This is a genomic window from Nitrosomonas oligotropha, from assembly GCF_009833085.1.
Classification (GTDB): domain Bacteria; phylum Pseudomonadota; class Gammaproteobacteria; order Burkholderiales; family Nitrosomonadaceae; genus Nitrosomonas; species Nitrosomonas oligotropha.
In genome coordinates this window covers 23,982-38,019 of record NZ_QRBZ01000042.1, presented here as the reverse complement: position 1 = coordinate 38,019, position 14,038 = coordinate 23,982, and the positions used below count along the sequence as shown (strand labels likewise).

Annotated in this window: 14 protein-coding genes; 2 read left to right on the top strand and 12 right to left on the bottom strand. The window is 48.1% G+C overall.

Annotation, left to right across the window (positions count from 1 at the left end; translation table 11 throughout):
* Nucleotides 1-125 precede the first annotated feature (125 nt).
* From ABD07_RS13140 to ABD07_RS13130, 3 genes are all read right to left on the bottom strand, one after another.
* On the bottom strand, nucleotides 126-368 hold the full coding sequence (locus ABD07_RS13140; RefSeq protein WP_108697707.1) for a hypothetical protein: 243 nt from the start codon (nucleotides 366-368) through the stop codon (nucleotides 126-128).
* 168 nt (nucleotides 369-536) lie between these two features.
* Entirely contained in the window at nucleotides 537-1,706 is a 1,170-nt protein-coding gene (locus ABD07_RS13135) for a BaiN/RdsA family NAD(P)/FAD-dependent oxidoreductase (RefSeq protein ID WP_205010697.1), read from the bottom strand.
* Nucleotides 1,707-1,807: 101 nt separating this feature from the next.
* Nucleotides 1,808-2,038 carry a twin transmembrane helix small protein gene (locus tag ABD07_RS13130; RefSeq protein ID WP_132426637.1) on the bottom strand — a complete coding sequence of 77 codons (231 nt, stop codon included), beginning with the start codon at nucleotides 2,036-2,038 and terminating at the stop codon, nucleotides 1,808-1,810.
* Nucleotides 2,039-2,200: 162 nt separating this feature from the next.
* Between ABD07_RS13130 and miaA the strand changes: the two genes are divergently transcribed.
* On the top strand, nucleotides 2,201-3,160 hold the full coding sequence (gene miaA / locus ABD07_RS13125) for a tRNA (adenosine(37)-N6)-dimethylallyltransferase MiaA (RefSeq protein WP_160818665.1): 960 nt from the start codon (nucleotides 2,201-2,203) through the stop codon (nucleotides 3,158-3,160).
* Between the two features lie 249 nt (nucleotides 3,161-3,409).
* Nucleotides 3,410-3,697 carry a BON domain-containing protein gene (locus ABD07_RS13120; protein WP_240142560.1) on the top strand — a complete coding sequence of 96 codons (288 nt, stop codon included), beginning with the start codon at nucleotides 3,410-3,412 and terminating at the stop codon, nucleotides 3,695-3,697.
* 67 nt (nucleotides 3,698-3,764) lie between these two features.
* Here ABD07_RS13120 and dapD read toward each other — a convergent pair whose 3' ends face one another.
* From dapD to ABD07_RS13075, 9 genes are all read right to left on the bottom strand, one after another.
* Nucleotides 3,765-4,589 (bottom strand): 2,3,4,5-tetrahydropyridine-2,6-dicarboxylate N-succinyltransferase, encoded by an 825-nt coding sequence (gene dapD, locus ABD07_RS13115; protein WP_108697711.1) that lies wholly within the window; start codon nucleotides 4,587-4,589, stop codon nucleotides 3,765-3,767.
* A gap of 40 nt (nucleotides 4,590-4,629) precedes the next feature.
* Complete coding sequence (gene dapC / locus ABD07_RS13110; RefSeq protein ID WP_160818663.1) at nucleotides 4,630-5,823, bottom strand: succinyldiaminopimelate transaminase; 1,194 nt, start codon at nucleotides 5,821-5,823, stop codon at nucleotides 4,630-4,632.
* 217 nt (nucleotides 5,824-6,040) lie between these two features.
* Nucleotides 6,041-6,847: a formylglycine-generating enzyme family protein gene (locus tag ABD07_RS13105; RefSeq protein WP_160818662.1), complete on the bottom strand. Its 807-nt coding sequence runs from the start codon at nucleotides 6,845-6,847 to the stop codon at nucleotides 6,041-6,043.
* A gap of 10 nt (nucleotides 6,848-6,857) precedes the next feature.
* The gene (locus ABD07_RS13100; RefSeq protein ID WP_160818661.1) at nucleotides 6,858-7,133 is read right to left on the bottom strand and encodes a type II toxin-antitoxin system YafQ family toxin; all 276 of its coding nucleotides are present in this window, start codon (nucleotides 7,131-7,133) and stop codon (nucleotides 6,858-6,860) included.
* 2 nt (nucleotides 7,134-7,135) lie between these two features.
* Nucleotides 7,136-7,408 carry a type II toxin-antitoxin system RelB/DinJ family antitoxin gene (locus tag ABD07_RS13095; protein ID WP_160818660.1) on the bottom strand — a complete coding sequence of 91 codons (273 nt, stop codon included), beginning with the start codon at nucleotides 7,406-7,408 and terminating at the stop codon, nucleotides 7,136-7,138.
* Nucleotides 7,409-7,477: 69 nt separating this feature from the next.
* Nucleotides 7,478-8,284, bottom strand: coding sequence for a formylglycine-generating enzyme family protein (locus ABD07_RS13090; RefSeq protein WP_160818659.1), 807 nt, complete (start codon nucleotides 8,282-8,284; stop codon nucleotides 7,478-7,480).
* 171 nt (nucleotides 8,285-8,455) lie between these two features.
* Nucleotides 8,456-11,563 (bottom strand): formylglycine-generating enzyme family protein, encoded by a 3,108-nt coding sequence (locus tag ABD07_RS14810; RefSeq protein WP_205010696.1) that lies wholly within the window; start codon nucleotides 11,561-11,563, stop codon nucleotides 8,456-8,458.
* Nucleotides 11,553-12,545 carry an AAA family ATPase gene (locus ABD07_RS13080; RefSeq protein ID WP_160818658.1) on the bottom strand — a complete coding sequence of 331 codons (993 nt, stop codon included), beginning with the start codon at nucleotides 12,543-12,545 and terminating at the stop codon, nucleotides 11,553-11,555. Before ABD07_RS13080 ends, ABD07_RS14810 begins: the two co-directional genes overlap by 11 nt.
* On the bottom strand, nucleotides 12,542-13,978 hold the full coding sequence (locus ABD07_RS13075) for a toll/interleukin-1 receptor domain-containing protein (protein ID WP_160818657.1): 1,437 nt from the start codon (nucleotides 13,976-13,978) through the stop codon (nucleotides 12,542-12,544). The genes ABD07_RS13080 and ABD07_RS13075 overlap by 4 nt, the downstream gene beginning before the upstream one ends.
* Nucleotides 13,979-14,038: the final 60 nt, after the last annotated feature.

The window sequence follows — 14,038 nt, the reverse complement described above, 5'->3', positions numbered from 1 at the left end:
GCCCGAAGATTTTAGAAAAATTAATTATCGATTGCAGAATTTATCCTTCCGTTTGTCACAAAACCGATCTCTTAATGTATTAATTGCAATCTCAAAAAAATATCAACAATTCTTTTTTTATTGTTCTATTTCATAGCACTTACAAGTGAAACGCTAATTATGAACATTAAAATTCCAAGTATTAACCAATTTCTTCCAGCTTTCTTCGCAGCAGGATTGTCCTTCCGGTAAAAGGTATAGCCCATGGCGATCCCAATGACAGGAAAAAGTATAGTGCCAATAATAATCGCGATATTTTGCCCGCTCGAGACGACAGGCTTTTCATTATCCGAAGCATTTTCGTTTTTTTCATCGATGATTGTTTTCATATTTTCAAGTAATAAAAGCCATGTTATAAATCCAACCTATTGTAAAAAATAGATTTACTGTACGGATAGAGTTGATTTGTTGATATTATCTCAATTGCGAAACTTACTCTATACATATCCCAACCGGCAAGTGATACAAAAACCAGAATAGATATATGCGATTATCAATCAAACCGCCTGACCTGCTACATACCCTGATGACCAAGCCCATTGAAAATTATATCCACCGAGTTGACCGGTGACATCAACCACTTCTCCAATAAAATATAATCCCGGGATGTGTCTGGATTCCATTGTTTTAGAAGATAATTCATGCGTATCAATACCGCCCAATGTTACTTCTGCCTTCTTATAACCGATTGTTCCACTAGGCACAACTTGCCAGTCATGAATTTTATCCGCCACTTGACGTAATTCATTGTCACGAAATTGATTTATTGGTTTTGTCATGACCGATAGCCCGGAAAAGTTCGCCGCACACCAGATCTGCACAAACCGTTTGGGCAAATAGCGCACCAGCAAATTTGATAGCATCAATCCACTTTGCTTATATTCCAAGAAAATCTGCTGTGCGTTCTGCTGAGGCAATAAATCGATATGTAGTGGTTTACCCGGCTGCCAATAGGAGGAAATTTGCAGGATAGCCGGGCCGCTTAAGCCCCGATGAGTAAATAAAACATTTTCACGGAACGAAACACCAGCGCAACTGACTGCGGCATCGACTGATATCCCTGAGATATCTTTAAAGCCAGCGAAATCTCCGGCGCTAAAAGTCAAACCTACTAAACCAGGGCGTAACGATGTCACACGAATGCCAAATTGTTCGGCTATTTGATAACCCAATGCACTGGCGCCGATCTGCGGAATGGATAAACCACCCGTAGCAATGACCAATGAATCCACAGCAATGGTATTACGATCGGTTGTGATCAGGAATTTTTTCTTGGTGTTTTGTTCGTCGTTATGGACGGAAGCGTATTCGACCTTCTGTACCTGGGAAGGCATTTGCCAGTCCACATCCGCCTTCGCGCATTCATGCTGCAACATATCGATGATTTGCTGCGAACTGTCATCGCAAAATAATTGTCCTAATTTTTTTTCATGATAGCGAATACCATGTTTTTCAATCAGTGCAATAAAATCTTGTGGTGTAAAACGCGCTAATGCGGAACGGCAAAAATGCGGATTAGCGGAAAGATAGTTTTCCGCAGTGGCATGCCGGTTGGTGAAGTTGCACCGGCCACCGCCGGAAATCCGGATTTTTTCAGCCAGCTTTCGCGAATGATCGAGCAGTATGACGCTCCGGCCTCGTTTGCCGGCTTCAATCGCACACATCATGCCGGCAGCACCCGCACCGATGATGGCAACATCCTTGGAAACTTTTCTCAAGGCCACTGATACAACAAGCGCATCAATATTCCTTGAATACTGCAATCATTTTAATCAGTGACCATATCCAGGCAATCAGCTGCCATATCCAAACATTCAGTATCCATATTCAAACGATACGATATCATCATGACTATAAATAAAAAAAGCGATAAACCAATACGGATACTCAAGGATTTGACCATGCGCGTGGAGTTACCTTTATCGTTATACATGTAATACAGTGCAGATCCCAGACTATATAATATGAGGAGGAATAATACGGCAGCGAAGATTTTCAATGGTCTGTTCCTAAAAAATTAAATTTGCCAAAGTTTAGCCCAGTTTCACTGATTGTCCAATGGCTATTTAACGATAAAACCGCAATAATCCATGACATCCCAAAAGCCACTGTTTGTTTAACTGCTATCTAATTTCTTCCAATCAATTACCACATCACAGCAATGCAAAACTCAATCAGGTTGCCGCCCGCTATTTTCTTGATGGGCCCGACCGCAAGCGGTAAGAGCCGGATCGCTTTGGATATCGCGGAAAATTTTCCGGTTGAAATTGTCAGCGTGGATTCCGCGCAAGTCTACCGTTACATGGACATCGGAACTGCAAAACCAGATCCAGCAATATTAAACAAGATACCGCATCATTTGATCAACTTGATCAATCCAGATCAGCATTATTCCGCCGCGCAATTCCAGCACGATGCGCTTCACATGATGCATGACATTGCCCAGCGCAATAAAACTCCACTATTGGTGGGCGGCACCATGCTGTATTTCCGGGCGCTGCAGGAAGGTCTTTCTCCGTTGCCTTCGGCGAACCCTGATCTTCGCCGGAAGTTGGAAGATATGGCGCAAGAAATGGGCTGGCCTGCCATGCATCAAAAACTTGCAGAACTGGATCAGGAAACGGCTGCACGGATCAAACCCAGCGACAGTCAGCGAATTCAGCGCGCGCTGGAAGTATGCTATCTGACACAACAACCGATGTCCGAAATTCTAAAAACGCCCCGGGAAAGTAATTTTCCTTTTCACACCGTCAACATCGCACTCATCCCCAGTGAACGCAGTCAGTTGCACTTGCGTATCGCGCATCGTTTCGAAGCGATGCTGAAGCATGGTCTCATCGATGAAGTTCAAGCAATTCGGGGTAAATTTTCTTCACTAAGTACTGACTCACCCGCGATGCGTTGCGTCGGTTATCGTCAAGCCTGTCTTTACTTGGATAATGAAATAACCCGCACTGAGTTGCATGACATGGGCATCGCCGCCACCCGTCAATTGGCCAAACGTCAGCTCACCTGGCTGCGCGGCATGAAAACCGGTACAGTGCAGGAATTCGATTGTCTGGCAAATAATTTGTCCGCGCACGTACAACATTTTTTGCAAGCAGCGCTTGAAAAAAATTGATGTAAAGTATGGGAAAACGCTTGTTCTCGATACATTTTGCATCAACCGGCTTGTCTAGCTGCGGCTTGTAGCGTTATGATTCCATACTACGACAAGGGATAAATATCATACCGCACTAAAAATAACATGACATAACGCTTTCGTCGTATTTAACAGCACTCGAATTTAACTTCAGGAAATCATCGATAGGATAGAAACATTATGCAAACGCGTATTCATTTATTCATTTTAATCTTACTCTTGATGAGTATGCTTATACTGACCGGCTGTGAAAACTATGCCGAAAAAACGCACGAATCCTGGATCACACCGCCATCCGGCCCGGTTTATGACGACTCGACCATTTTTGCGCGTATTACTCAGGCGATACAATCGGATCCTGTATTACAAGGCGCCAATATCGATATTAAAGTGCAAGACGGCAATGTCGCCTTAAAAGGCGCTGTCAGTAACGAAGATCAGGTCACGCGCATCAACATGCACGCCTGGATCGTGGACGGCGTGAAAAAAGTCGACAACCAAGTGACTATCAGGTAAATATCCACCAATAAAAAATCCCCGGTCAGGGGATTTTTTATTACGAATTATTGAAACTTTAATCAGGCTAAATTCCGCGCAACAACTCGTTGATACCCGTTTTTGACCGGGTCTTGGCGTCTACCTGTTTGACGATCACCGCACAATACAAACTGTACTTTCCATTCTCAGCGGGTAAATTGCCTGACACAACGACCGATCCGGGCGGAATACGGCCGTAACTAACCTCACCGGTTTCGCGGTTATAAATTTTCGTGCTCTGGCCAATGTAAACACCCATCGAAATCACCGAATTTTCCCCGACAATAACGCCTTCCACAACTTCCGAGCGCGCACCGATAAAACAATTGTCTTCAATGATCGTCGGATTGGCTTGCACCGGTTCCAGCACACCGCCGATACCGACACCGCCGGACAAATGCACATTTTTGCCGATTTGCGCGCACGAACCGACCGTGGCCCAGGTATCGACCATCGTGCCTTCATCGACGTACGCGCCGATATTGACATACGACGGCATCAGCACAACGTTGTTGGCGATGAATGAACCTTTGCGCACGGCGGCAGGAGGCACGACACGGAAACCGCCATCACGGAAATCCCGCGAGCTGTAATCCGCAAATTTCGATGGCACTTTGTCAAAATAATTGGAAAAACCGCCTTTGATAAAATTATTGTCTTCGATACGAAATGACAACAGCACTGCTTTCTTCAACCACTGGTGCGTCACCCATTCGCCGTTGATTTTCTCAGCCACGCGCAATTTACCGCCATCCAGCAGCGCGAGAACTTGAGTAACCGATTCTTTCAATTTGGCATCGACATTACGCGGGGTAATCTCTGCGCGGCGATCAAAAGCTTCTTCGATGGTGGTTTGCAATTCATTCGTCATTTAATTTTTCCTGTTAATTTAAATTCTTAACCTTGCTGAATCATAATGTTTCCATGAAACGTTTGATTCTGTTCATGGCTTCGATGCACTCTTCCGGTGACGTAACCAATGCGATGCGCACAAAATCTTTTCCCGGATTGACGCCATGCGCGTCACGCGCCAGAAAACTGCCCGGCAACACCGTCACATTATAATCTTGATACAACCGTTTGGTGAATTCGGTATCGCTGATCGGTGTTTTAATCCATAAATAAAAGCTCGCATCCGGCATTTCTACCGTTGCCGCATCCGACAACAATGCGACAGCGCTGGAAAATTTCTGCGCATACAATTGGCGGTTTTCTATGACATGCGCCTCATCACCCCAGGCTGCGGCGCTGGCGGCTTGAGCCGCCGGATTCATCGCCGAGCCATGATACGTGCGGTACAGCAGAAATTTCTCTAATAATTTCGCATTCCCAGCGACAAAACCGGAACGCAATCCCGGCACATTCGAGCGTTTTGATAAACTATTAAACACCACCAGACGGGGAAAACCGGCTCTCCCCAATTGCTGCGCCGCATCCAGTGCACCGAGAGGCGGGTTCTTTTCATCGAAATAAATCTCCGAATAGCATTCATCCGAAGCCACCACGAAACCATAGCGATCCGACAACGCAAATAACGCTCGCCAATCATCCAGCGTCATCACGCTACCGGTCGGATTGTTGGGTGAACACACATAAATCAACTGCGTGCGCGACCATACCGCCTCCGGTAACTGACCATAATCCAGCTTGAAATGATTTTCCGGCAAGGTGTTAATAAAATGCGGTTCAGCACCTGCCAGAAATGCGGCACCTTCATAGATCTGATAAAACGGATTGGGACAAACCACCGCCGGTAGCGTGGCGCTGCTATCGATCACCGTTTGCGCAAAGGAAAACAGCGCCTCGCGGCTGCCATTGACCGGAATGACTTCAGTTTCCGGGTCGATTCCGGCGAGGTTATAACGCCGCTTGGCCCACGCCGCAATACTATTGCGCAGCGCCGGTATCCCCAATGTCGTCGGATAAGTCGACAAACCATCCAGATTATCCGCCAGTGCCTGGCGGATAAACCCCGGCGTTGCATGCTTCGGCTCGCCGATCTGCAATTCGATGGGCTTTAGTGCGGCATTACGCGTCACGCCGTCAAACAGTCCCCGTAGTTTCTGGAACGGATAAGGTTGCAGTTGATTCAGATTTGGATTCATACGTTATTGGACGCAGTGCTCAGCTATTTGCATTTGCTCCGTTCATCCGGAAAGATTAGATTAGTTGCGATGCGCGGATTATAAAACGGGCGCGTGAGAATAACCAATTTGTGCCGCAAAAAACCCGCAGGCCATCTTCCGCTTGTCCCCTGTGCGCTCCGTCGCGCGGTTGCCAATCCGCTGCTGACCTGCACCACTACCTTGACTTGGCTTGAGCTCATTGACCTCGGGCAAGACGGAAACCAAAGGTGGAGTGGCGGAGAGAAGGATTGTAGGGAAAGCGACTAGCAGACCGGCAGATCCTGCCGCGGAAGTTCCATGAGCCGCCGCGCAGCACGCGGGAATCGCCAGATTCCGGTCCTTTTGGATCGATGACCGGCTCCGCCGGGTAATTTGCAAACCAATCTTGGCACCATTCCCACACATTGCCATGCATCTGGTACAGCCCCCAGTCATTGCACGGCAGTTCCTTGACTGCGACAGCCTGCTCCCGGAATTCACTTGGACTACCATTGTTGTAAGGTAGATTTCCATTAAAATTAACCAAAGTTGAATTAATTTGATCTCTCCAGGAAAACGGCGTAGTACTTCCAGCACGGCAGGCATATTCCCATTGCGCTTCGGTTGGCAGGCATAATTTCAATTCTGCTTTCAGGTCGTTCATTTTAGTGATGAAAGTTTGAACATCTTCCAAGTTGATGTTCTCTACCGGAAGTTCTTCTCCTTTAAAGCGACTGGGATTTCCCCCCATGATCACTTCCCACAGCGCTTGTGTCACCGGCGTATCCGCAATCCAAAACCCTTTGGTTAGCGTCACTTGATGTTGCAATTCATTTTCATTGCGTTCCGGTTCATTTTCTGGAGAGCCCATCAAAAACATCTCCGGTTCACACCAACGAAACGCCTGCCGCACACCTTTGTAGGTAAACGCCATCCACAAGCCGAATTCGTCTTCACCCCAATCGGACGCCCAGGCTTCCGGGAATTCTTCGGGGAAAATGGTGTGTTGGCGGATTTTGAACATAGTGAATGAACTAGCCGAACAATTCTGCATGACTACCGGTACGTACCAGAATCACGATTTTTTTGACTTCATCCATACGATACAACAACAACCAATCCGGTTCGATATGACACTCGCGGTAACCTGCATAATTCCCAATCAATGCATGATCCCTGACCTTCTGCGGTAAAGGTTTCCGTGCTGCGATGTGATCGATCAATATTTCCAATTTATCAATTGGTCGATTTTGACGGCTGACACGTTTTAAATCGCTTTTGAAACGGCTGGTTACAACAATCGCGTACAAATTTACACACCGGTTTTTTTGCGAAAATCCGCAAAAGAAGCATACGCCTCGAGCTTTTCCGGTTGTTCGGCTTCTTCCATGGCATCCTGGGTGTCTTGATTCGGAAGCGCCACATCGAATGGAATACCGCCGCGCAATTTTACCTGCGCATAAAACATGCGGATAGCCTCGTCAGTGGTGATGCCAAGCTGGTTGAAAATGTCCTCGGCAGCTTGCTTCAACTCAGGCTCAACTCTGGCCTGAACACGATTATCGCGCGTATTTTTGGGATGCATTTTTAAATGCTCATCTATGACTTTAAGGAAATGAATGTACTTTAGTACAGTATTATAATCAACTTGGACTCAGTAACTTCGTGCAAGACGGAAGCCAAAGTTGTTGCCACGAAGGGATGGCACATTGTGGCTGCGGTTAGCAGACCGGCAAAGTTTGCCGTAGTAGAGCCATGAACCACCTCGCAGCACACGGTTGCCGTTTGACACCCCCCCTTGCGGATCAATCACTGAACCTGACGGATAGTCACCATACCTGTCCTGGCACCATTCCCAGACATTGCCATGCATTTGGTACAAACCCCAATCATTACAAGATAGTTCCTTAACCTCAATCGTTTTTCCCCGATCTTTACTTCTGCTGCCGCTATTATAGGGATAGTTGCCGTCGAAATTAACCTGCGACGAATCAATTTGCCCGCTCCAGAAAAATGGCGTTGTACTCCCGGCTCGGCACGCATATTCCCATTGCGCTTCGGTCGGTAGACACAACTTCAATTCCGCTTTCAGTCCATTCATTTTATCGATAAATCTTTGCGCGTCATCCCAACTGATTTGCTCCACTGGCAATTCTTCACCCTTAAAATAGCTGGGATTTTCGCCCATTACTGCATACCACAATGCTTGTGTCACTGTCGTATCTGCAATCCAGAAACCTTTGGTTAGAGTGACTTGATGCTGCAATTCATCATCATAGCGTTCCGGCTCATCTGGTGGCGACCCCATTAAAAACGTTCCCGGCTCGCACCAGCGGAATACTTGCCGCACGCCTTTGTAGGTGAACGCCATCCATAACCCGAATTCGTCCTCGCCCCAATCCGATGCCCAGCTTTCCGGGAATTCCTCAGGAAATATCGTGTGCTTGCGGATTTTGAACATGGTAAAAGTCAATTAAGCTGTCGGGGACAATAAGCATAGCGCATTGCACCGTAAAATTTCTCGCATGATGATCTAATACCCTTCGGTTATTGCGCCCTACGAAGCTGATTGCAAAAGGCATTCAATTCATCGGCGACCACATCGGGATCGCGTGCCGGGATAGCGAAATAATTATTTTTCATCCCCACCTTTAAATAAATCCTTCATTCGATCCATGAAGCTTTTCTCCTTGTCACTACCTCGCAGTCCATCCCCCGTCTGAGCCTTCGCACGCTCCGTCGCGCTACGGTCAACCGGCTGCTGGCCTGCTCCCATCACTCGGCTTGGTTTGAACTCATGACCTCGGGCAAGACGAAAGCCAAAGTTGAAGCCGCGAAACCTCTCAACGTTAGAGTAGCGGGCAGCAGAACGGCAGTCACGGCCGTTGTCGATCCACGAGCCACCGCGCAGCACGCGATGGTTACCCGATTCCGGCCCTTGCGGATCGATGACTGGCTGTGACGGATACTCACCGTACCAATCTTGACACAATTCCCACACATTACCGTGCATTTGGAACAAACCCCAGGCGTTCGGTCTGTATTTTTTGTTTTTGACCTCCGCGGTCTGCTGCAAGGCGCCTTCACCCCCTTTATCTGATTCATATCCCAAAGTGCCACGATAATTCACCTTGTCGAACGACAATTCATCGTCAAAATTAAATGCACTGGTAGTTCTGGCCCGGCAAGCGTTTTCCCATTCGGCTTCGGTTGGTAAGCGCAATTGCAATTGCAGGTGGCCGTAATTGAGCTTTTTCAGGAAATTCTGCGCATCCTCCCAACTGACAGTTTCAACCGGCAATTGCTCGCCTTGAAAGCGACTGGAATTACGCATCACTTCCTGCCATAGCGCCTGTGTGCAAGCGGTTTCCGCCAGCCAATAACCTTGCGTCAGGATGACTAGGTGCTGCGATTCATCATCACTTCGCCCCGCTTCATCTTCTGGTGATCCCATCATAAAGCTGGTGGGTTCGATCCAGCGGAAACGGTGCTTGATACCGGCGATGATTGCGACAGCATAGAGACCGTACTCATCCCTTCCCGCTCCATCAGCCCAATCCGGTTTAAATGTAGCGTGCGCCAACTGCGGCTCTGAGTACCAAAAACCCGGATACAGTGTCTGGCGGCTAATTAATATAGGCGCATGCCAGAACCAGCGGTAAACACGATTTTGCGCATCTTTCGATTCGGCAAACATGCCTTCGCTACCGCTACCGATGAATGTCATCCAAGCCGCTTTGCGCTGTTGGGCGGCGCTCACATCCACGGTGATACGTTCCGCACCGATCTGAAAAGTATGCTGCCCGGTTGCGGGAAATTGAAATACATGTTCGCGCGATGATTCCAGATTCAAGCTGACAACAGTCTGTCGGCCCTGGCGATCGGTATGCGTATGAAAGATATGCGTATCGGTCAGCCTGAGCGTCAGCAAGGTGGTGCCAGCGATGGCATGCGTACTCCACGCATCTGGTAAATCCGTCTGAGAACCATCCGCTTGTGCTTCTGATTTTTCCGGTACCAGCACCAGATTCTGGCCGGATTGACGAAGTTGATAAACCCGCGAAACTTGAGTCGCATTGAGGAAATTCCAAGCAGTTTCCTTCTCCGCATCGGATAAATCACTGGGCCATTCGCTGGCACTAGCGCCGCCCAATTGCTCATCGCGTTTTTTGGCAAACGCCATCAACGCAGTCCAGAAGCGATGTTGTTGGCGGATGGATTTCGTTTCATTACGCACCAGATGGCGCTTCACCCAAGCATGCAGCAAACTGTTATCCGCATGCGCATGATAAGTCCTCACCATGTCTTGCAGAAATTTTTCGGTCGCCGCTTCGACCACTTCCGGTAACGGCAATCCCAGCAGTTTCAGGTTATACATCGCTTCAAAATACAGTTCATCCGGGTACTGGGCATGGTAGCGGCCGATCAGTTCCACCAATTTTTGTTGCTGCGCTGGCGATAAAGCTTTGATCAAACTTTGTGCTTGCGCGAAATAGTTGGGTTTGCTGGCGGCTTGCCACCCCCATTCATCGCCCTCGCTCATCACCGCCGCATGCCGCCAGATCGCGGTTTCGTAACCGATATCGCAACCATTTAGTAAGCCATAGCGCACCGCGCGCAGCAAACCGCTGTCGATACGCACACCGGCAAAGAGAGAAATCAGCAGTTGCTCAATATTGGTTGCATGATCGCATTGGTCATGCTCGGCTTGGTAATCGCCCTTGACCGGTTTGAGACGGCTTGCCCGGTCCCATACGACGCAATCGAAAAACCGCAGCAAACGCAGATCGATTTGGCGCTCAGCAGCAGGCAGCAGCACCGTCGCGCGAAAACCTTGCGCATTAAGCATCTGACCGAACGCCAGCCACGCATACAACGTTTGCCGCGACTGCACGTGCCTGCCCAAGTCGCTGAGAATCAGGATCGGCGTATTCTGCGCAGGCTTGCACCAGGGCTCGATGATTTCACGCTGCGGCTGGCAATGCACGATATAACCGCCTGGTTCATCGTAACAATACTGCACAGCCAAACCTTCATTGCCGCGAGCTTGCAGCAACCGGTCACGCAAATGCAGGAAATCGCGCCGGTAAGGAAAATTATCATCGTTGATATCGATCAACAATCGTGCTTGGAGCGCCCAGTATTGGCGCTGCCGTCGCGGTATTCTTCGGATGGTTTTCACGTTCGCGGCTTGCTTGACCAGTTTTACCGTATCCGGCTGCCGCCCTTCGATGCGGTCGCCCAATACGCGCTGCAGAAAAGCCAGCACCCGCGGCCACGCGGTTAATTCGGTATGCAGCGGCTTAACGCGGTGTATCGCGGGAATCCGGGGCGCGCATTCTTCGAGCAATGTCGGTGCAGCTTGGGTAAACCAATCCGGCAAACTGAGCTCACCGGTTTCCGTTTGCGGCTGGGTTTGATCGTTGTGGTGTGAAATCACGCGATAGTAGGATGCAGTGACCGAATGCGGCGGTGTTGCGATCTTATCGGATTGAATGACTTCCTCTTCGACTGAACCATCCGTTCTTTGCCGATCTTCCGGTGCTGTTCGATTGAGTGCTGTCCGATGTTCATCCGGCGATACGGTTTGAGTGCATTGTTCAAACCCGAGAACTTCCACCAGCAATTCGTATCGGCCTTCCTCGAGCACGGCAAATGCCCATAACAAATCCGCCCGGCTGACACCGCTTTTGCCGCGCATCTGCGGATAAGCTACAGGATTGGAGACCTCATTGATCATGCATCACCGGATATTTGCGCAAGGCAAATTCGCTGATTTTATCCAGCATGACAAGCTGCTCATCGGGAGTTTTTGCCAGCACCGCCAACGCACGCAGCATATCGAGATATTCCGCCTGACCCGGCGGTGTAATGCCTTTTTCTCTGGCAACGGTTCGATCTTTGATCAATAGCCCGGCCGCTTTGCGACAAACATCCTCGTTACAATACGCCCCGAAATGCAACTGCCCCCGTTTGATCAGAAAATCGATCAATGCGCTATCGTCCTTGGGCAGATCGAGATTCAGCACCAAACAACGGCGCACGAACGCAGCCGGTAATTCGCGTTCTTCGTTGGTGGTGATGATCACCAGCGGCGGCACGCTATCCTGCCCGCCGATGGTAGTTTTAAGCCAAGGCAAATGGATCGCGTTGTTGCCCAGAATCTCGAGCAAACTGTTGGGCAATTCCGCATTAGCCTTGCCGATTTCATCAAACAAAATCACACTGCCATCGGCTTGCTGCCAGCCAGGCGGTTTCTCAGGAAATGACAATTGGTATTGGCTATCTTTATAAACATCATGCGCAGCTTGCCAATCCAGCGCCCACCATAACACGCCGGGTGAGATAAAGCGTTTGGTATCGAGCAGTGTTTTTTTATCATCGCCATCCTTGATTGTTTGCGCTTCCGCCAATCGACCGACCGCATCAAACTTCCACAATAAATCTTGTCCCTCGGTATGCGCGTTGACCACTTCGTACACGAACAAGCGCCCAAGCACTACCGCCGCCGCATGCGCCAATTGGCTCTTACCGGTTCCCGGATCACCGCGCAGTAACACCGGGCGGCGCGCCGCCAGTGCGGTTTTCAAGACATAAATACTTTTCTCGTCGAATTGATGCACCGTCTCCGGCCATGAGCCATAAGCAGGCAATTTTACTGGCGCTTTGATTTCAAGTTTTGCGATGTCGGTAGTGATTTTTTGTAGGATTGTTGCGCTCATTGGGGTTTGTACTCTTCCAGGGTTTTATAAAATTCACTGATCGCGACCATCAAGTCGGCATCTTCAACGATAAAAGTTTCTTCGTGATGACCTGATTTTATGCGTATAAATGATAAATCCGGTAACAAAGTTTTAATCTCCTTTTGCACTACCACATCCGCCAGCGGTGAATCGGCGTTTGGAATCAGCAAAAAATAATTCTTTTTGAGCTTCACGTTTTTTTGCTTTTTCCGCTGTGCAATTGTTCGTTTCAATGTATCAATGGCGCGTTCTTCATTCAATTGATCGGATAGTTCCTGATTCATGACGCGAACATATAAACGCCGGATGATATCCCGTACTACATTGTTGGATCGAAATCCGGATTCCAAGGTAATACCCTTTGCCGCTTGCAAATTGAAATCATGATGCGAATATTGAAGGCTCGGTATGGTTTGCGCTTCTCTGGAAACAACCACTTCGACACTGGCGAAACTCATATCCGGCAACATGTATTCACCCTCATCTTGTTGTGCACAAGCTTGCCGGTACTGCGCCATCCATTCGTTTTTCACATTGAACAACACCAGCTTCGACAGAATACTTTCCGCTACCTGATACAAATTTTTAATCTCGGTAATTTTGGCATTTCCCAGACTGCTGTAACTATCCACGAAAGCAGACTGCAAGTTCTGAACTATTTGCACGAACTCTCCTTGCAGACATTGTTCGATCATGTAGCCATGCAGTCCTCCTGAGGGAATCACATTCAATTCACAGCTTTTCACGATGTAATCCCGGAGAGTTTCCGATCTATCCAAATCTTGTGAAAGAATGGTTTTGATCTCTTGCAAAAACTCGTCGTCAGAAAAACCATCACTCGTATCTTGCAACGGATTGATCTTATCGAGGATTGGTGCATAGTTTTGCTGCTTTAATTGATCAAGCGGTGTTGTTAACCTTTCCGCAGCAAAGTTCAGCAATTCATTAATGTTTTGGTAGTAATCACGGTAATGCTTAACTCTCTTAAGCTCATCAATAAATACCGCCGGATCACGTCCTTTCAAGCTTGATTCAGTTGCTTCATATTTTTCTTTCCAAAAATCTGTTACCGCAATTCGACAATCTGTGTTCTGCAAATCGATAGCATCGACCACCATCTGATGAGTACGGGAATGAAAATTCCCTTTCTGCCACATTATGAGCAATTCATACATGCACCAGGTAGATCGAAAATAGGCATCGCTAAATATCGTGATGATGTGCTCACCGCCACTCAAGCGATCCATAAAATCCCTGATCAATTCGCCATGCTGCATTTCGTTTTTATCGCGAACCAATTGGATATTACTATTACGCTGACCACATATCCTTTCCAATTCATCTACAACACCTGTTTGCTCTTCTTCCTTCCACGAATAAGAAACAAACACCTTGACCGGATTTTTTGCCATTCACAAACTCGTTTGTTTAATCGAAAGAAATATTGTACTGCAGGAAAAGCTGCTCATCGT

Excerpts from the sequence above, each read along its gene's own strand:
- ABD07_RS13140 (WP_108697707.1), bottom strand. The coding sequence starts at position 368 with ATGAAAACAATCATCGATGAAAAAAACGAAAATGCTTCGGATAATGAA.
- ABD07_RS13135 (WP_205010697.1), bottom strand. The coding sequence starts at position 1,706 with ATGATGTGTGCGATTGAAGCCGGCAAACGAGGCCGGAGCGTCATACTG.
- miaA (WP_160818665.1), top strand. The coding sequence starts at position 2,201 with ATGCAAAACTCAATCAGGTTGCCGCCCGCTATTTTCTTGATGGGCCCG.
- ABD07_RS13120 (WP_240142560.1), top strand. The coding sequence starts at position 3,410 with ATGCTTATACTGACCGGCTGTGAAAACTATGCCGAAAAAACGCACGAA.
- dapD (WP_108697711.1), bottom strand. The coding sequence starts at position 4,589 with ATGACGAATGAATTGCAAACCACCATCGAAGAAGCTTTTGATCGCCGC.
- dapC (WP_160818663.1), bottom strand. The coding sequence starts at position 5,823 with ATGAATCCAAATCTGAATCAACTGCAACCTTATCCGTTCCAGAAACTA.
- ABD07_RS13105 (WP_160818662.1), bottom strand. The coding sequence starts at position 6,847 with ATGTTCAAAATCCGCCAACACACCATTTTCCCCGAAGAATTCCCGGAA.
- ABD07_RS13095 (WP_160818660.1), bottom strand. The coding sequence starts at position 7,408 with ATGCATCCCAAAAATACGCGCGATAATCGTGTTCAGGCCAGAGTTGAG.
- ABD07_RS13090 (WP_160818659.1), bottom strand. The coding sequence starts at position 8,284 with ATGTTCAAAATCCGCAAGCACACGATATTTCCTGAGGAATTCCCGGAA.
- ABD07_RS14810 (WP_205010696.1), bottom strand. The coding sequence starts at position 11,563 with ATGATCAATGAGGTCTCCAATCCTGTAGCTTATCCGCAGATGCGCGGC.
- ABD07_RS13080 (WP_160818658.1), bottom strand. The coding sequence starts at position 12,545 with ATGAGCGCAACAATCCTACAAAAAATCACTACCGACATCGCAAAACTT.
- ABD07_RS13075 (WP_160818657.1), bottom strand. The coding sequence starts at position 13,978 with ATGGCAAAAAATCCGGTCAAGGTGTTTGTTTCTTATTCGTGGAAGGAA.